Consider the following 17,406-nt stretch of genomic DNA (forward strand, 5'->3'; position numbering starts at 1 on the left):
CCGAAAATATATCGAAAAACAAAAAACACCAGACTGATTTTTAAAGAGACAAGGGATTTTCGCCTTATATCCCCGCCCTGAAGGACGGGGCTTTACGGCGTGTGCTGGTAAAGATCTGCTTGCTTGTCACATATGACCATTCTCTAGCGTCCAATTCATCTTTAATATGCTCCTGAACAGGGGATCTTATCGATAACAAAATGGGTTTTTGACATATGCATAGAATTTTTGTAGAGACATAATGTGCAGATTTTTTGTTCAATAATTATGTTATAATACATGAGCTCTATGGGTTTTTTAGAGGATGATCTTTAAGAGAAAGTGTTTTTGGGCGATTTACAATATCAGTTGAAAAATTTCTCTCTCCAATAGGAAAATGATAAGTGAGCAAAGGTTCAGAAAAAAATGAGAATTTTTCATATCTTTTTGAATTTCAGTTAATTCAATCTTCTCCAGCTAATGTGAAGATAGAAGCTGATGTTCTTGATTGTAAAAAATTGGCAAAACAGTGGGATGTTTCTTCCGTAGAGAGTTTATACGCGGATGTTAAGCTTTATCTCTGGAAAAAGATTGGTATCCGTCTTACGGGTAAAGTATATGCAAAACTTACACAAGTTTGCGTCATAACATTGGAGCCTGTGATATCTGAAATAGAAGAATCTTTAGGATGTCTCTTTGTTCAAGATTTGCGTCATATTAATGATTCTCCAAATAAAGCTTTGATTGAGGCACAGGGGCCTGATATTTTGACGTTTTCAGGAGATGGGGTGATTGATATCGGCTTGGCGGTTTCTGAGTTGGCGGCAGTTGCAATTAATCCATATCCTAAAAAAAAGGGAGTCGCATTTTCTGGTTGGTGTGAAGATGTGCTTGAGGATAAAAAAGTTTTTCCTTTCAAGGCTCTTGAAGAATGATAAAAAGACTAGCATTATGAGCGGAATGACAAATTTGTCGGTATCTTTCCTATTTAGCGAATAGATGAACAAGGGGATGTATTGGCGTGAGCGATGGTTGTATAATTTCGGTAGATCTTATGGGCGGTGATTTTGGTGCGCACGCTCTTATTCCAGGGGCTTCTCGCTTTCTTGAAACTAATCCTGATACTCGCTTTTTGCTGTATGGTGATGAGAAAGTTTGTTTACCATTATTGGATTTTCACAAGCAACTAAAGCACAAGAGCACTTTCCATCATTGTGATGTTTCAATTGCAATGGATGAGAAGCCAAGGGAGGCATTGCGGCGTGGTCGTAACGTATCCAGTATGTGGTGTGCTATAGAAGCTGTGAAAAAAAAACAGGCTTCAGCTGTTTTGACGGCAGGTAATACCGCTGTTTTGATTCCTATGGCAAGGTTTTGTTTGAGTAAAATAAGCGGTATTGACCGTCCATCGCTTATAGCATTTTGGCCTACCGTTCGAGGGCAGTGTATTGTGTTAGACGTCGGTGCCAGCATGGGGGCTGATGTGTCACATATGATACAGCTTTCAATTTTGGGAGGTGCATTTGTGCGGGCTGTATGGAACGAAAAACGTCCTTCTGTGGGATTGCTCAATTTAGGTTCTGAGGAAACAAAAGGACATGAAGTCCTTCGTGAAGCAAGTCGTCTGTTGCGTGAACATGATTTTGGCAATTTTGAATATAAGGGTTTTATTGAGGCGAGTGATATTTCTAATGGTTTTGTTGATGTAGTCGTTGCCGAAGGTTTTTCTGGTAATATTGCAATTAAAGCTGCAGAGGGAGCTGCGCGTCGTATTGCGGATATTTTAAAAGAATCTTTAAGTCGCACACTATTATCTCGAATTGGTTGTTTTTTTGCCAAGAACGCTCTAAAAGAAGTAAAAGATAAGATGGACCCGCGAAATTTTAACGGAGGGGTTCTTCTTGGAGTGGATGGGCTTGTTGTTAAGGGGCATGGTAGCGGTGATTCTAAGTCTATATTTAACGCATTGCATATTGCAAAAAGGATGTCTCAAAGTAATTTTATAGATACTGTTAAGACAGATATACAACGATCTCATTATAGCTTGTCAGATATAAGTGGGAAGGAAGCTATTTCAGAGGATAGAAAGAAGTATGGATGATACGTTCTGTGGTGAGAGGTTTTGGTCTTTCTCTTCCAAAAAGGATATATGCTAATTCTGAGTTGGAATCAATAGTTGATACTTCTGATGACTGGATTAAGCGACGAGTTGGTGTTCTTCAGCGATATATTGCTGGAAAAGATGAGACGACAGCTTCTCTTGGGGTGGCTGCAGCTCAAGAGGCTTTGTCTCGAGCAAAAATAAAAGCAGCTGACATTGAGTTATTGATCGTGGCAACATCTACGCCGGATCATACTTTTCCTGCAACTGCTGTTGATATTCAACATCGTTTGGGAATGCAGAGAGGTTTTGCATTTGATATCCAAGCTGTTTGTTCTGGATTTCTTTATGCGATGAAAACGGCAGATGCTTATATACGTTCAGGGATGGTGCAACGTGCTATGGTTATAGGAGCCGATACTTTTTCGAGAATAGTTGACTGGTCCGATCGTTCTACTTGTGTTCTGTTTGGTGATGGTGCTGGGGCTTTTATTTTTGAATCCATGCAGGTGACTGATTCTTCGTCTGATGTTGGAATACTGTCTGCACATTTGCGTTCCGATGGTGAGCATATTGGCAAACTATATGTAGATGGAGGTCCATCTACTTCTACTAATGTAGGGCATTTGCGTATGGAAGGAAAAGCGGTTTTTAAATACGCGGTTGATATGGCAAAAGAAGTGATAGAAAAAGTTTTTGATTCTTCTGGCTTGACAATTGCGGATATTGACTGGTTTGTTCCGCATCAAGCCAATCAGCGTATCATATATAGTATAGCGAAAAAGATGAAAATTCCTCTTGAAAAGGTTATTTTTACAGCAGATGTGCATGGGAATACTTCTGCTGCTTCTATTCCTCTTGCCTTGACGATTGCAGCGGAAAGAGGATGTATCAAGAAGGGAGATTGTATTTTATTAGAGGCTGTGGGAGGTGGTTTCACCTCAGGGGCTGTCCTGATGCGTTGGTAATATGCGGTTCATGATGATATTTTCTATTCATTTTAACATAGATTAGTAACTAATAGGCGGGGGGGGTATGTATGGGAAAAACTGTAACCCGATCAGATTTAATAAAATCTGTAATGGAAAAATCAGGTCTTTCTAGAGGAGATTCTGTTGATCTTGTTGCAGTTATGGTGGGCGAGATTTGCGATGCCATTGTGCGTGAGGAAGTGGTAAAAATTTCTTCTTTTGCTACTTTTCAGGTGTCTCAGAAAAAGCTACGTTTGGGTCGCAATCCAAAGACAGGTCAGCCGGCAATAATTTCGCCTCGTCGGGTTATAACGTTTCGGGCTTCCTCAGTTCTAAAACGGAGGATTTTAAAATCTTGTCGTCAAAATGCATTGGAAGAATGAGATTCTGCTCATAACTAAGGAGGATTTTCTTCTGGTGATTTAGTCTACAAATGATTTGAGTAGGTATTGATTTTTTGTTGAACATCGGATTCTAGAATTGGTCTGAATAATGAATTTATTCGTTTGAAGATTATGATGCTATGTTTGCTGGGGGGATTCCTACTGTGCGTAGTGAGTTTGATTCTTGTCTTACTATTTGTGAAGTAGCAAGTGATCTTGGCATACCCCATCATGTTTTACGCTTTTGGGAAACGAAATTTGCACAATTAAGATCAGTTAGAGGTGGATCTGGCCAGCGTTTTTACCGTTTAGAGGATGTTGACTTTTTGAGGGGGATACGCGATCTCCTTTATGGCAAAGGTTATGCAATTAAAGATGTTCAAAAAATCCTAAAAGATAGAGGTAAGGATTTTATTATCGCAGTAGGTCAGGGGAAAAACGATCTTAAATCTAGCTGTGTTTCAGACGTTTCCTGTTTGATAGAATCACCAGATATCTGCGTTGAAGATCGGGTTTTGGGATATCCTAGAGTTCCAGATCATCATCGTTTCTTGTCTTTTAAAAAAGATAAAGATAAAATCCCCACAATATCTGTTGGGCATCGTCCTGCTCTCCTTGATGATGATCGCAATTTGTTGCAGGAGGCTGTTTGTGACCTTTTAGAATGCAAAAGGCTCTTAGATCATGTCCGTTAGGGGGATAATATCACTTATTGCTACCGTGTTTTATGTAATTGAAAGATGATAGGCTTTTTGTAGTAGGAACTTTATTGTTGATTGTTTGTTTTTTAAGAATCTTTGAAATTTTTCTTAGTATCAGGGACAGAATTTATATCTGTGGACAAAAATCATAGAAAATTTATAGAAAAGGGCTAAACTTTTTGATTGGGAATTATTCATCTAAGGTATAATGTGGAATTTTTTCGAGGATTGGGGCATCAAGACAGAAAATAATTATAGTATAATTTTGAGTTTAAAGTCATTTCGATAATTTATCCTTATCAAAGACGAGTATGGTGTTCCCTATTTTGGTTTTATTGTGAAAAAATATTTAAGACTTATGTATGATTGAAAATTTTTCAATTTTTGCCCATTGGATAGTTTAATTCTGTCTTGTGAGAATAAAATTCTCTGAGGATGGGGGGATATATACGGAAATTGTTTTTATCATTGGATATTTTTTCTAGGTCTTTCATACATTGATCAGTATTTATAAAGGGAGATGACTTCGATGGGGAGGTCATGATGTACTTATTTAATAATAACTTGATTATGAGGAGTTTATAATGGAACAAGAGACAGTATTAACAGCGATTAATTATTATGCCCAGGCATCGAAGTATGTTATGTTGCTATAGGATCTGCTTCCATAGGTTTGGGGTTGGTTGCTCTTGCTCTTGGAAGTGTTTTTAGGACCTATTTATTAGGTGCTTTGCGCAATCCGTCTGCAGCTGGAGCACAGAAAACGAACGTTTTGATTTTCGCCGCGATTACAGAATCTGTAGGTATATTTTTGCTTCTTGTTGTTATGCTACTTATTTTTCTGGCTTAAGATAAAAGCGGCATTAAATCTTTTATATGAGATGTTTATGAACTGTGAACTATGGCTGTGAGGGATGTGATGTCTGCTTCAGAAGTCGATATGTATCCAAAAAATCGGGGATAGTAGAGTAGCGTTATGGATAATGTTAACACCGGATCCGATGCAGTCCATGGTATTGCTAGTAAATTTCCTCCTTTTGATACTACTACATTTGTATCGCAATTTTTTTGGCTTGTGATCACATTTGGTTTTTTCTACGCCGTTATGCATAGGCTGGTTTTGCCTCGTATTGGTGCAGCTATAAAAAATCGTCAGGATAGGATATCGGGTGATCTTGATGAGGTTGCATACATTTTTTTTAAATAACCATCCTTGGATGGGAATTTTATATTGAAATGTCCAGGGACTTAGAATCATTTTATGTTTTATTGAAACAGGACAGTTTCCTGTATCGTATGAGTGCAAACTATGTCAAATAGGAATGCAACTTGTATTTCCAATATCCTGCCTTATCAGCTCAGCGAAAGGCGCAAAAAGGATCTTTTCTCATTTTTTTCGGGGCAAAATCGCATAGAAATACACTTCATACACTTACCGTTGCTTCACCGATAGGGATCTCCTGAAGAGAGAATAAGGATTTTTAAAACCATAACCTTCAGCTTACATTTATTGAATAATTCAACCCTACCAAAAATCTTTATTCAAGATCTTTTTTATTTCTTATAAAAATCCTCTTCAATAAACACATGAAACTGCTCCATATGCTTAAATATCGAACCTATAGCTGGAGAAGCATAGGAATACCTTCTCGAATTTTCACATAAGTTTATGTGTATTTTATCTCCTAATGCTTCTTTTTAATCCGTTGTCTTTAATGAAAGGGATTGAATATCACTACATCGTATTATGAAAAGAAGAGAGAGCCAAAGATCTTCTTTGGCAAAAATAATCATTTCTATAAAGACCAGTCCTCCCTAGGACGATATGGACGATTCGTAACGCTCTAGGACATAATCCCAATTAATGAGACAAGAAAAAAAAGCTTCTAGGTACTGTAGACGCTTATTACGATAATCAATGTAGTAAGCATGCTCCCAAATATCTACACCAAGGATTGGAGTTGCCCCGTTTAAGAGAGGATTTTCACCGTTTTGAGTTTTTGATATCTCTAGCTTACCATTTTTAACAGATAACCATGCCCATCCAGATCCGAATTGCGTAGAAGCGGCAGCGATAAAATCTGATTTAAATTTTTCGCAACTTCCGAAGCTACTATTAATGGCGATTTTCAGAGCCTCAGGTATTTTTTCTACACAACTGTTCTTTTTCATGCAGTTCCAAAAAAGAACATGGTTATAGTGCTGAGAAACGTTATTAAACAGACCTGCATTGGATCCGTGTGATTTTATTATGATCTCCTCAAGGGATAAATCTAACATTCCGGCATCAGATGCAAGTTTCATGCCGTTTTCGACATAATTTTTATGATGTATATCATGATGATACTCAAGAGTTTCTCTTGACATATAAGGAGATAGAGCATCGTAATTATACGGAAGATCTGGTAACTTGAAATTCATGAGATTTCCTCCAGTTTAAACACCATCTAACAATAAGAATCAACGATCAACGCCGATATGGTGTCAAACAAAGTTTGAGTTTTATTTTAATGAACCACTAATAGATTTTCACCTCACAAGATATCATTTTCTGTGGATTTTCGTCAAAACCTAGTGTACGATTACTAGATGCATGATTACAAAGCAAGATCAAAATCAGAACAATGGTTATTAAAGTTATCTATTAGTATTACTATTCTTATAGCTTCAACCAACCTGATATTTGGATTTTTTTCAGGTTCTTTTTCTATTGTTTTTGATGGTTTTTACGCGTTTTTTGATGCGGGTATAACCGCATTATCCTTACTTGTAGCAAAGCTTATATCGCAGGATGCTTTAGAAAGCAATCCTAATGAGGGTCGAAGATACTTTCAATTTGGTTTTTGGCACCTGGAGCCAATGGTTTTAGCTCTTAATTCTATTCTTATGTTGTTTGGGACATTTTACGCCTTTGCTCATTCCATCAGCTCTCTCGTATCGGGTGGAAGTGATGTTTCTTTTAATCAGGCTATTCTTTACTCTGCTATAGCAGGATCTATTTGTCTGATTATGGGTTTTTATGAAAAAAAGTGTAATCGCACGATACAATCAGACTTTTTGGTATTAGATGCCAGAGCTTGGATTGTTGCGGGAATTATTCTCTATACTCTTGTCATCGCGTTTTTTTGTGGCTTTTTTCTGGAGAATAGTGCATATAGCTGGCTGTCTCTTTATATAGATCCACTGATTTTGATAGTAATTAGTTTATTTGTCTTTTCGTCTTCGGTTCGGGTTATGAAGCGAGCAATGTTTGAAATATTTCAGATGACCCCGCCAGATTTTGATATGCAAGTGAAAAAAGCTATTTATCCGATTGTTATACGTCATGGATTTCTTGATTTTTACACATATGTCACCAAGATAGGTCGCTCTCGTTTTATAGAAATACACTTGATTGTTCCATTGCACTATCCCATCAAAAGCGTTGCATCTCTGGATGAAATAAGACAAGAAATAGGTGATGCTATTGGTGGCTTTGAACAGAATAGGTGGCTTACAATTTCTTTTACCACACAGAAGAGATGGGCGGTTTAATGTTTGAGATCCATAGTTTTTATTTTAGTTTGAAATCGAATTTTTTGTTTTCCACGTGGTTATGCATGGCATAGATTGGTTTTATTATCGTATTAATATGGTTATAAAACTCGTCAGGAAAGAAATACGGATAAACGATTGTGATTGATATGAATAGTCTTTCCTTCTCATGAAAAACTTTTAGGTGTAATAAAAAACAATTTTTTTGTTATTTTCATCGTTGCTCTGGTTTTTATGAGCAATTTTTGCATATTTTTAGTAATTTTTTTAGATAGCAATCTTCTTTTCACAGATTCATTGCAAGAAGGTGAGACAACTGGTTTTTATCTTCGTTGAGGAAGGATTCAGGTAAAAATCATATTTTTAAGGCAAGCAATACCGTGATGATAAGCTGTTTTATCTAAACCAAGATATAACTTATGGTGCATGCTTAATTTAAAGATAAGTAATAAAAGGGTTAAAAACTTCAACAGATAATTTGATGATTGATTTTCTGGTTTTAAGATCACTGATCCATGAGTAAGAAAACTAAGTGCGTTTATGTTTCTTTCTGCGTCATTTTAGATTCTTTTTGAGTATTCCTAAAATTATTAACAAAAAATATTCTTTCTTTCAGGATTTGTTTAGAAAAATGCAGTGTCGCAGTATTGCGCCTAAGTATGGCAATAGTATTCAATATAGATAGGTCAGTTGGTATAGGTTAAACAGTTATTATAAAAAGAATTATCAGAATAAAACCCTGATATTAGCTATCCTTTTCTCAAGGATAAAGGTTGAGATAGCGAGGTATATTCGATCATAACCCTGATTTTTCTCAGAGGATTCTTTGTCTTAGAGGCTATGGATTTGAATGTGATAATTCTTCTATAGGAAACGAGTGCATGATATGTTTTGTTATGAAAGTTTCTTGATTTTACATAGTTACATATGTTTCTAATATATATGGGTGCGATATGATGCATTATTAACTTTTTGCTTTAAAAGAAAGAATGAATCTTTTTTATAATGTCAAAAACAAAAGCCCATAAGTAGAGAGGCTTATGTTCTGCGTCAATATGAGGGCAGGGATTTTTGTAAAGTATTCTATAAAAAATATTAGACGATTTTACGTAAAAAAATCTATAAAATCAAAAGAAATCCTAAAAAAATCTTTTAAAAAAGATCCGTGATTGTTTTTAAGGGTTTTTTCCTTTTTTGATTGAATAAAAATAGATCATTGAAAAGCAAGCTGCCATTAAAAGAACAATTGTGGGTGCAGGGGAACTATTTATAAAAAAACTCAGATATATTCCGATGATGCTACAAATAATAGACATTGCGACCGCAATCACTATCATTGTTGTATGGTTTTTAGATATGAGAAGAGCAGTCGCTCCAGGGAGCACCAAAACAGCGGAAGGGAGAACTATACCAATTGATTGTAAGGAAACTACAATAACAAGAGCTAATACAGTTAAAAAACCATAATGCAAGAATTTGACGGATATCTGTATGGAATGGGCATACTTTGGATCAAATGTTTGTAAAAGGAGGTCGTTCTTTTTAAAAAGCAAAAAAGCAACAGAAAAAAGAGAGACTATTCCAGATATGATAATATTTGATCTAGAAACTCCAAGCATATCCCCTAAGAGTACATGGTTAAAATGAATTTCGCTTTTAACTTTTAATGCTAAAATAACTCCGAGAGCAAACATTCCAGAGAAGACTATACTTAGAATAATATCCTCCCTGAAGGGGCTTCTCTTTTTGAGATATCCTGCAGACAATGTACAGGTCATACCTGCAATAAAAGCTCCAATCATAATCGGAATTCCCGTCATATAAGCAATTACTATACCAGGAAGGACTGAGTGTGAAATTGCCTCTCCTACAAAAGATTGATTCCTTAAGACAATAAAACAGGATAGAATCGCCATGGGTATAACGACTATTATGGCAATTGAAAAAATATTTTGAATCGTGGGAATTGTCATGGGAAAGAGAGCATAGTCAATAAAGCTTTTCATACAAAATCCTTTTATAATATGAAGATATTTCTATATTATGCTGATCTAAAATTCCCTGCATTTGTTACCGCGAGAGGCTAGAGATAGCAGGAATAAAAAAGTTTGTATCATTACGATAGATCCTCCTGGACTGCAATCTAGAAAATAACTAAGATATGCACCTAAAAAGCTACTTGTAGCGCCAAGAATGGAGCTGAGTATGATGTATTCTCCAAAAGACTTTGTAAACAAATAGGCAGTTGCTCCAGGCATTATTATCGTTGCTATCACGAGCAGTATACCAACTGTTTGAAAACCAGAAACTATTGATATTGTGAGTAAAGTGAAAAATAATATCTTCAAAAATTTTATATTTAATCCCAGTGAATAGGCATAGTTTTCATCAAAAAACAGAAAGACAAAATCCTTCCATTTCAGACATAGAACAACGAGAACACAGGAGCTCATTATTATAACCTGAAGACAGTCAAATTTTGATATAGATAGGATATTGCCTAAGAAAATATTTTCTATGTGGATAGAAGATGGTGATAGTGATAGTATAAACATGGCGAAAGAGAAAAAAGTTACAAAAACAACAGCAATAGCTGCATCTTCTCGTATTTTTGTTGTTTCTTTGAGGATTAACATGATGCCAATTGCTAGGATTCCTGAGATGATGGCACCTATAGAGAATGGCATTGCCAGCTGATAGCAGAAAACTATTCCAGGGAAAATAGCATGTGAAATCCCGCTACCAATAGAAGACCAGCCTTTTAAAATGAGATATGCTGATAAAGAGCCGCCAATACATCCTACTAACGTACCGATCCATATGGCAGTGTTCATATAACTATACGAGAAAGGTTCTAAAAGTGTATTGATAATCATATGAATTCCCATAGGGCTAAATTTCTTTTTTATTGAGCAACGGATCGTTGGTGTCTTCGTGTAATGAAATATGAGGTATATCATTGAAAGTAGATTGAATATTTTTTGTATTGAAGACATCTTGTGTCAAGCCAGCAGCAATTATATTGCTCCTCAGAAAAATGGTTTGATCGCAAAAAACAGGAATAGATTGAATATTATGTGTTGAAACCAGTATGAGCCTACTTTCGTCGCGCAACTCCTTTAAAAGGGCAGTGATTTCTTTTTCAATTTTAAAGTCAACAGCAGCAAAAGGCTCATCCAAGAGCATTATTTTTCCCTGTTGGGCTAGTGCACGAGCAAGGAATACGCGTTTTCTTTGTCCGATAGAGAGTTCGCCGATTTGTCTTTTATGTACAGAAATCAATCCAACGCGTTCTAGGGATTCTGTTACTATGTTATAATCTTTGGTCGATGGTATACGCAAGCAATTCATATGTTTATAGCGACCCATCATAACAACATCTTCTACAAGAATAGGAAAATTCCAATCTATAGAATCCGCTTGCGGTATATAAGCGACGGCTCCCTCTTTGAGCGCATCTTCTGCGGTTTGCCCAAAAATGGAAATGGATCCTGTTCCCAATGAAACAAATCCCATAATAGCTTTGAATAGGGTTGATTTTCCTGCTCCGTTTAGCCCGATCAAGGCCGTTATTGTATTCTTTGGTATAAAAAAGCTTACGTTTTTCAATGCGCGATGGCCATTGCTATATGTTACTGAAATATTTTGGACATTGAGACCTTGCTGTTTGTCACGGTTGTCTATTTTCATGAGGAAATATGCCTTATGATGGTTGTGAATGTTACTCTGAGCAAATCCATATAGGTTGGTATGGGTCCGTCTAATTCGCTTAAGCTATCGACGTATAATATGCCTCCATATAAAGCGCCTGTTTCGGCGGCCAACTGTTTTGCAGGTTGGTCAGAATTGGTGCTTTCCGAGAAAATAAATTTAATTTTATGCTTGCGAACCTGATCAATTACGTGACGGATTTGGGAAGGGGTTCTATCGGAATCAGAATTTATTTCCCAAAGATATAGCGTTTTTAGTCCAAAATCGTTTGCCACATACGGAAAACATCCTTCACTGGTTACGAGCCAGCGTTTACTTGGATCAAGTTTCAAAAACTCTGATCGTAAGGGCGATATCATATTCCTAATTTTCTCAGAATAAGCTTTTGCGTTTTGAGTATATTCATCTGCATGTTGAGGATCCAATGTTTCTAGAGCTTTACGAATATTCTCAATATATATCATCGCATTATTAGGAGACATCCAGGCGTGTGGATTAGGATTCTTATTATCTGAGATATTGATTGGTTTAATTCCATCGGTTACTGCTACGACCGCAATTCTTTTTCTGAGATTTTTGAAATATTTCATTAAATGTGCTTCAAGACTTAAGCCATTATACAAAATAAGGTCTGAATCTTGTAATTTGACGATATCCGATGAAGTTATTTGATAGCTGTGAATATCAGATCCAGCTTTGACCAAGGTTTCTATTGTTATTAAATCCCCTGCGATATTTTTTGTTATATCTGCAATGATGGAAAAACTTGTCATAACTTTCTTTTTTGGGACTGCAAATGTTGGTGTTGAAAAGAGAGTACAGCATAATATTGCTAATAAAAATAATTTTAAAGAATATAACACTGATGCACCTCATAAAACATTACTATTATAATCATGATATTGATAACGCTATTCAGAATAATGATGCAAGCGACAAAAAAAACAATTATTTTTATTCCACCTAAAATTTTTTGCATGAGGAAAAAAGATTTACTTATACCAACAACTATCGTTTTTATCTGTGTTTTTTCGAGTTTCTATGGTCGCACCGATATGAGGAAAAACCAATTTATTCATAAATACGTAGAAAAAACCCAATATGACCCCCCATAGGCTAAAAAACTGTGATAAAACGCAGGCAATGTCAAACATGGGCAATTGACTAGCAATTCTCCGCGAAACTTTGTGGCGGATCCAGTGTTAATATTCTCCATAATGCCATTATCCCGCTTTTTGGATATTGATCGACGTATAGAGAAGACATTATGCTCTTCATAGCTATAATAAAAGCCAATAAAAATCATAAAAATATGAATCAATATCTTTTAATGAATGCAATATACAGGAAGATAATTGAGAGCTAGAAATATTGAAGGTTGTCTAGAAGGTTGTGTTTTTGTTAATATTTATGCTACCGTGCATGAGCTCTTTTTTGTTGAATTATATTTAGTTTGTTTCGTATATAACTGACTTTTTGTGTCGAAATGGGCTTTTTGCCAAACTTAGATAAAGTTTGGGGAGATTTTTGAAAGAGATTGGATGTCGAGCTTTCTTTTCGTAGGTCTTGAATTTTCGCAGGAAATATAGAATGCATGAAAAGGTATTCAAAAGGTAGATTATATCGCAATGGCTATAGCGTTAACTTTTCCCGGACAGGGAAGTCAGATAGTAGGAATGGGACGTGATCTTTATGAGGCGTTTCCTGAAGCTCGTCTTGTTTTTGAAGAGGTTGATAATACCCTTAATCAGAATCTTTCGGATGTGATATGGAATGGTCCGCATGAGGAATTGACTTCTACCTATAATGCTCAACCAGCACTGATGGCTGTTTCTATGGCGTTCATTCGTGTGATGGAAAGAGGCGGCTTGTGTATTAAAAGGGATGTGAGCTATGTTGCAGGACATTCTTTAGGGGAGTATACAGCCCTTTGTGCAGCGAAAGCGTTTTCGTTATCTGATGCCGCCAGGTTATTGCGTTCGCGTGGAAAGTCGATGCAGGGATCTGTGCTTCATGGATCCGGAATAATGGTCGCTATTATTGGTCTTGATGCTTCTGTTGTTGACGTTATTTGCAAAGAGGCTTCGGTTGATGGTGTATGTCAAATTGCTAATGATAATGGCGGTGGCCAGGTGGTTATTTCTGGTTTAAAACATGTGGTTGAACGAGCAGTTCAATCTTGTTTAGAAAAAGGGGCAAGGCGTGCTATTGTTTTGCCTGTTTCGGCTCCCTTCCATTCGTCATTAATGGCTCCTGCTGCTGAGGTAATGAAGGAAATGCTGAGCGAAGCGACAAGAAGGAATCCTATCGTCCCATTGCTTCCAAATGTTCGTGCGATTCCGGTATCTGACATTGACGAGATATCTAGATTATTGGTTGAGCAAGTTACAGAAAAGGTTCGTTGGAATGAAACGATAAAGTGGTTTGTTGCCAACGATGTGTTGGATATTTATGAGATTGGATCTGGAAAGGTTTTGACGGGTCTTGCTAGGCGTATCGATAAGTCTATATCGGCTATGTCTGTTAGTACGATTGAGGATATAGATATGGCTTTGAGAGCCATTATTGGTTAGGATATTGAGAAGATGTTTGATTTGACTGGAAAGAAAGCTTTAATTACAGGTGCAAGTGGAGGTATTGGACTTGCAATTGCTAGGATTTTACACGAAAGAGGAGCTATTGTTGGATTGCATGGTACTTCCCAAGATAAATTAGAGAAGATTTCTTGTGAGTTTGAGAAGGGGCGATTTAAGCTTTTTCCCGCGAATTTTTCTGATCGTTCATCTGTCAAGGATCTTGCTGAGAGAGTGGAATCAGAGATGGGTGGGGTCGATATTCTTGTGAATAATGCAGGGATAGTAAAAGATGGACTCTTGATTCGTGCGCGGGATGAAGACTGGGATGAGTTGCTTTGTGTTAATTTGACATCTGTATTTCTTTTAACGCGTCGTCTAATCTCTTCAATGTTTAAAAATCGTTTTGGTCGTATTGTTAATATAACATCTATTGTGGGGTCTACAGGGAATGCAGGACAAGTTAACTACTGTTCGACAAAAGCTGCGCTTTTGGGATTCTCTAAGGCTCTTGCACAGGAAGCTGCAAGGCGCAAGGTGACGGTTAATTGTGTGTCTCCTGGTTTTGTGGAGAGTAATATGACTTCTTCATTATCTGAAGATCAAAGAAAAGAAATCCTTTCTCGTATTCCGGTGCAACGCATTGGAAATGTAGATGAGATTGCTTTTGCTGTTCTTTATTTGGTTTCGTTGGAGGCCGCTTATATAACTGGTCAAACCATTCATGTGAATGGTGGTATGGCGATGATTTAGAGTATAGGTTTCTGTTAAGACGATAGAAGGAATATGGATTTTTGAACTTTTTGTTAAGTTTTATCACTCTTGTTTGAAATAGTTGTGATATATTGTATGTGTATACAATAGGTGATTTCTTGCACAAAAGCATTGTTTCGGTTGACATTGGGATTTAGTATTGAGTAGAGATGATGATTGGTTCCCAGTAGGGTTGTTTGTGTCTTGAATTAATAAAACAAGTAGTCAGGAAAGAAGAAATGAACGTTAAAGAAGAAATGAGCCATATAGAGCGTGTAAAGAAAATAGTTGTTGAACACCTCCATATTGAACCAGAAATAGCAAAAGAGATAAATGAGAATTCCCGTTTTATAGAGAATTTGGGTGCAGATTCTCTTGATACTGTTGAGCTTGTTCTAGCTTTTGAAGAGGCATTTGAGATTGAGATTTCAGATGATGTTGCTAGTGGTATTGTGACAATTGGCGATGTTGTGAAATTAATACCTAAGTCCGCATAGTGCTTTTCTTTTTTCCACTTGATGGTTTTGGCGGTATTTTGAAAAGGGATGTGATGTATGAGGCGTGTGGTTGTAACAGGTCTTGGGATGCTTACTCCACTTGGATGTGGGGTTGAGAGCAGTTGGTCTCGTCTTGTTTCAGGTGAATCTGGAATTAGTCGTTTGGAAAAGGATATATGTATAGAGGATTTGGCTTCTAAGATTGCCGGGATTATTCCTATCGGCGACGGCTCTTGTGGTACATTTAATCCCGATGATTGGTTGTCCCTTAAAGAACGACGAAAGATTGATGAATTTATTTTATACGGTATCGTAGCCTCGGATATGGCTGTCGCCGATTCTGGCTGGATTCCAGGCGCAGATGAGGAACAAATCTCTTCTGGTGTTATGTTTGGTTCAGGTATAGGCGGTCTTAATACAATAGTTGAGAGGGGATACTCTCTGAGGGATAACGGTTCCCGAAAAATATCTCCTTTTACTGTTCCCGGTAGTATTATTGGTATGGTATCTGGGCATATTGCTATCCGCCATAAGTTTCGGGGGCCTACTCATTCTGTTTCGACAGCCTGTTCTAGTGGGGCTCATGCAATTGGGGATGCTTCGCGTCTTATTGCTTATGGTGATGCAGATGTTATGATTGCGGGAGGATCCGAAGCGCCTGTTTGTCGTATGGGAATATCCGGTTTTTCTGCATGTAAGGCTTTATCAACTCGATATAATGACGAGCCTCTCAGGGCATCTCGTCCGTTTGACCGTGATCGGGATGGTTTTGTTATAGCTGAAGGGGCAGGAGCTGTTGTTTTAGAGGAGCTTGAGCACGCTAAGGCGCGCGGTGCTAAAATTTATTCTGAATTAGTCGGTTATGGGCTTTCGGGTGATGCGTTCCATATTACTCTTCCTCCTAAAGATGGAAATGGAGCTTTGCGTTGCATGCGTGCCGCCATTTCTCGGGCGAATTTGCTGCCTCGTGACGTGGATTATATAAACTGCCACGGAACATCTACGGTTGCTGATATTATAGAGCTTGGTGCTGTAGAAAGTTTTATGGGAGAAGAAAAACCTCAGGTTTCCATGTCTTCAACCAAGTCTTCTACGGGACATTTGCTTGGAGCATCAGGTGCTATTGAGGCAATTTTTTCTATACTTGCTCTTCGGGACAATATAGCTCCTCCGACTCTCAATCTTGATAATCCGGAGAGGGAAACTCTTATTGATCTTGTTCCGAACAGGGCAAAAGAGAGGAATATTGATGTTGTGATGTCCAATTCTTTTGGTTTTGGTGGAACCAATGCTTGTTTGGTATTTAAAAGATTTCGAGACTGATTGATAGTTTTCTGATAATTGCTACTTTTGTGTTTTTGTATATTTTCTGCGATCATGCTGTGAATTCAGATCTTTGGTATTTTCTAGGTAAAAAAAAGCAATATCTAGAGAAGGTGGGAAATGACTGTAATTTTTACAAGACATATGGTGGATAGAATTTAAAGACTCCTAGGATTTTTCTCTTGCAGGCTATTCGCTTTAGATTTGTGATTTTTTTTATGATCTTTTCTGTTTTTCTGGCATCGGTGTCGGGGATTTTTTGTTATGTGATGGTCATTTATAATAGGAAGGGTCCTCTTCAGAATAGCGTCATTTTTTTTGTACGAAGTGGCATGTCGTTACAGGAGATATCAAGAGAATTATTTTATAATAAAATTATAGATGATCCAAACATATTTCGCTATGTTACTCAATTTTATTTGGGAAATAAAACGCTTAAAGCGGGAGAATATGAGATACAAGCATATTCTTCTATGTCAAAAATTGTTGAAAAAATGGAGATGGGAAAAAATTTTTTTCATCTTATTTCTTTTCCTGAGGGGCTTACGGTTAAGCAGATTTTTAAACGCTTAAAGGAAGATCCTTTCTTGATAGGTGATTTGCCCTCTGAACTTCCTCGTGAAGGGAGTTTGCGTCCGGATGTCTATAAGTTTTCTTGGGGGACACGCCGTACGGAAATTGTCGAACAAGCTATACTGGCGCAAAGAAAGTTGATTGATGAAATTTGGAATAGCCGTGAAGTCAATCATCCAATAAAAAATAAAGAAGATTTTGTGATTCTCTCTTCTATTGTTGAAAAAGAGACGTCTCGTTTTGAGGAACGGGCTCATGTGGCATCTGTATTTATAAATCGACTCTCGAGAGGTATGAGATTGCAATC

General features: G+C 37.2%; 17 protein-coding genes. 12 read left to right on the top strand and 5 right to left on the bottom strand.

What is annotated here, in order from left to right; translation table 11 throughout:
* The first annotated feature begins 383 nt into the window (after positions 1 to 383).
* The 6 genes from H0G72_RS03545 (at position 384) to H0G72_RS03570 (ending at position 5,342) form a co-directional block, all read left to right on the top strand.
* Entirely contained in the window at positions 384 to 914 is a 531-nt protein-coding gene (locus tag H0G72_RS03545) for a DUF177 domain-containing protein (protein ID WP_310649486.1), read from the top strand.
* Between the two features lie 86 nt (positions 915 to 1,000).
* Positions 1,001 to 2,080, top strand: a complete 1,080-nt coding sequence (gene plsX, locus H0G72_RS03550; RefSeq protein WP_182017409.1) for a phosphate acyltransferase PlsX — start codon at positions 1,001 to 1,003, stop codon at positions 2,078 to 2,080.
* Positions 2,077 to 3,048, top strand: coding sequence for a beta-ketoacyl-ACP synthase III (locus H0G72_RS03555; protein WP_182017410.1), 972 nt, complete (start codon positions 2,077 to 2,079; stop codon positions 3,046 to 3,048). Before plsX ends, H0G72_RS03555 begins: the two co-directional genes overlap by 4 nt.
* Before the next feature lie 71 nt (positions 3,049 to 3,119).
* Entirely contained in the window at positions 3,120 to 3,434 is a 315-nt protein-coding gene (locus H0G72_RS03560; RefSeq protein WP_182017411.1) for an integration host factor subunit alpha, read from the top strand.
* Positions 3,435 to 3,574: 140 nt separating this feature from the next.
* Positions 3,575 to 4,129: a MerR family transcriptional regulator gene (locus H0G72_RS03565; RefSeq protein ID WP_182017412.1), complete on the top strand. Its 555-nt coding sequence runs from the start codon at positions 3,575 to 3,577 to the stop codon at positions 4,127 to 4,129.
* Positions 4,130 to 5,111: 982 nt separating this feature from the next.
* Positions 5,112 to 5,342, top strand: coding sequence for an ATP synthase subunit B family protein (locus H0G72_RS03570; protein ID WP_182017413.1), 231 nt, complete (start codon positions 5,112 to 5,114; stop codon positions 5,340 to 5,342).
* Between the two features lie 608 nt (positions 5,343 to 5,950).
* Here H0G72_RS03570 and H0G72_RS03575 read toward each other — a convergent pair.
* Complete coding sequence (locus tag H0G72_RS03575) at positions 5,951 to 6,556, bottom strand: superoxide dismutase (RefSeq protein WP_182017414.1); 606 nt, start codon at positions 6,554 to 6,556, stop codon at positions 5,951 to 5,953.
* A gap of 168 nt (positions 6,557 to 6,724) precedes the next feature.
* Between H0G72_RS03575 and H0G72_RS03580 the strand changes: the two genes are divergently transcribed.
* Positions 6,725 to 7,669 carry a cation diffusion facilitator family transporter gene (locus tag H0G72_RS03580; RefSeq protein ID WP_182017415.1) on the top strand — a complete coding sequence of 315 codons (945 nt, stop codon included), beginning with the start codon at positions 6,725 to 6,727 and terminating at the stop codon, positions 7,667 to 7,669.
* 1,175 nt (positions 7,670 to 8,844) lie between these two features.
* Here the strand turns inward: H0G72_RS03580 and H0G72_RS03585 are convergent.
* Genes H0G72_RS03585 through H0G72_RS03600 form a run of 4 tightly spaced genes read right to left on the bottom strand, consistent with a single transcriptional unit; the run spans position 8,845 to position 12,153 of the window.
* Positions 8,845 to 9,675 (bottom strand): metal ABC transporter permease, encoded by an 831-nt coding sequence (locus H0G72_RS03585; protein WP_182017416.1) that lies wholly within the window; start codon positions 9,673 to 9,675, stop codon positions 8,845 to 8,847.
* Between the two features lie 45 nt (positions 9,676 to 9,720).
* Positions 9,721 to 10,545, bottom strand: a complete 825-nt coding sequence (locus tag H0G72_RS03590) for a metal ABC transporter permease (RefSeq protein WP_259345123.1) — start codon at positions 10,543 to 10,545, stop codon at positions 9,721 to 9,723.
* Positions 10,546 to 10,561: 16 nt separating this feature from the next.
* Positions 10,562 to 11,359, bottom strand: coding sequence for an ATP-binding cassette domain-containing protein (locus tag H0G72_RS03595; RefSeq protein WP_182017417.1), 798 nt, complete (start codon positions 11,357 to 11,359; stop codon positions 10,562 to 10,564).
* Positions 11,356 to 12,153, bottom strand: a complete 798-nt coding sequence (locus H0G72_RS03600; protein WP_182017418.1) for a metal ABC transporter solute-binding protein, Zn/Mn family — start codon at positions 12,151 to 12,153, stop codon at positions 11,356 to 11,358. The genes H0G72_RS03595 and H0G72_RS03600 overlap by 4 nt, the downstream gene beginning before the upstream one ends.
* 855 nt (positions 12,154 to 13,008) lie before the next feature.
* Between H0G72_RS03600 and fabD the strand changes: the two genes are divergently transcribed.
* The 5 genes from fabD to H0G72_RS03625 all read left to right on the top strand — a co-directional run.
* Positions 13,009 to 13,953: an ACP S-malonyltransferase gene (fabD, locus tag H0G72_RS03605; RefSeq protein WP_182017419.1), complete on the top strand. Its 945-nt coding sequence runs from the start codon at positions 13,009 to 13,011 to the stop codon at positions 13,951 to 13,953.
* 12 nt (positions 13,954 to 13,965) lie between these two features.
* Entirely contained in the window at positions 13,966 to 14,706 is a 741-nt protein-coding gene (gene fabG / locus H0G72_RS03610) for a 3-oxoacyl-ACP reductase FabG (protein WP_182017420.1), read from the top strand.
* Positions 14,707 to 14,963: 257 nt separating this feature from the next.
* Complete coding sequence (locus H0G72_RS03615; protein ID WP_182017426.1) at positions 14,964 to 15,203, top strand: acyl carrier protein; 240 nt, start codon at positions 14,964 to 14,966, stop codon at positions 15,201 to 15,203.
* 57 nt (positions 15,204 to 15,260) lie between these two features.
* Complete coding sequence (fabF, locus tag H0G72_RS03620; protein ID WP_182017421.1) at positions 15,261 to 16,526, top strand: beta-ketoacyl-ACP synthase II; 1,266 nt, start codon at positions 15,261 to 15,263, stop codon at positions 16,524 to 16,526.
* A gap of 218 nt (positions 16,527 to 16,744) precedes the next feature.
* Positions 16,745 to 17,406 (top strand): endolytic transglycosylase MltG (locus tag H0G72_RS03625; protein ID WP_182017427.1); only part of this gene is annotated, 662 nt, incomplete at its 3' end.

The sequence above is a fragment of the Candidatus Liberibacter sp. genome, from assembly GCF_014048425.1.
In the GTDB taxonomy this organism is placed as follows: Bacteria; Pseudomonadota; Alphaproteobacteria; order Rhizobiales; family Rhizobiaceae; genus Liberibacter.

Excerpts from the sequence above, each read along its gene's own strand:
- H0G72_RS03555 (WP_182017410.1), top strand. The coding sequence starts at position 2,077 with ATGATACGTTCTGTGGTGAGAGGTTTTGGTCTTTCTCTTCCAAAAAGG.
- H0G72_RS03560 (WP_182017411.1), top strand. The coding sequence starts at position 3,120 with ATGGGAAAAACTGTAACCCGATCAGATTTAATAAAATCTGTAATGGAA.
- H0G72_RS03565 (WP_182017412.1), top strand. The coding sequence starts at position 3,575 with ATGTTTGCTGGGGGGATTCCTACTGTGCGTAGTGAGTTTGATTCTTGT.
- H0G72_RS03570 (WP_182017413.1), top strand. The coding sequence starts at position 5,112 with ATGGATAATGTTAACACCGGATCCGATGCAGTCCATGGTATTGCTAGT.
- H0G72_RS03575 (WP_182017414.1), bottom strand. The coding sequence starts at position 6,556 with ATGAATTTCAAGTTACCAGATCTTCCGTATAATTACGATGCTCTATCT.
- H0G72_RS03580 (WP_182017415.1), top strand. The coding sequence starts at position 6,725 with ATGCATGATTACAAAGCAAGATCAAAATCAGAACAATGGTTATTAAAG.
- H0G72_RS03585 (WP_182017416.1), bottom strand. The coding sequence starts at position 9,675 with ATGAAAAGCTTTATTGACTATGCTCTCTTTCCCATGACAATTCCCACG.
- H0G72_RS03590 (WP_259345123.1), bottom strand. The coding sequence starts at position 10,545 with ATGATTATCAATACACTTTTAGAACCTTTCTCGTATAGTTATATGAAC.
- H0G72_RS03595 (WP_182017417.1), bottom strand. The coding sequence starts at position 11,359 with ATGAAAATAGACAACCGTGACAAACAGCAAGGTCTCAATGTCCAAAAT.
- H0G72_RS03600 (WP_182017418.1), bottom strand. The coding sequence starts at position 12,153 with ATGACAAGTTTTTCCATCATTGCAGATATAACAAAAAATATCGCAGGG.
- fabD (WP_182017419.1), top strand. The coding sequence starts at position 13,009 with ATGGCTATAGCGTTAACTTTTCCCGGACAGGGAAGTCAGATAGTAGGA.
- fabG (WP_182017420.1), top strand. The coding sequence starts at position 13,966 with ATGTTTGATTTGACTGGAAAGAAAGCTTTAATTACAGGTGCAAGTGGA.
- H0G72_RS03615 (WP_182017426.1), top strand. The coding sequence starts at position 14,964 with ATGAGCCATATAGAGCGTGTAAAGAAAATAGTTGTTGAACACCTCCAT.
- fabF (WP_182017421.1), top strand. The coding sequence starts at position 15,261 with ATGAGGCGTGTGGTTGTAACAGGTCTTGGGATGCTTACTCCACTTGGA.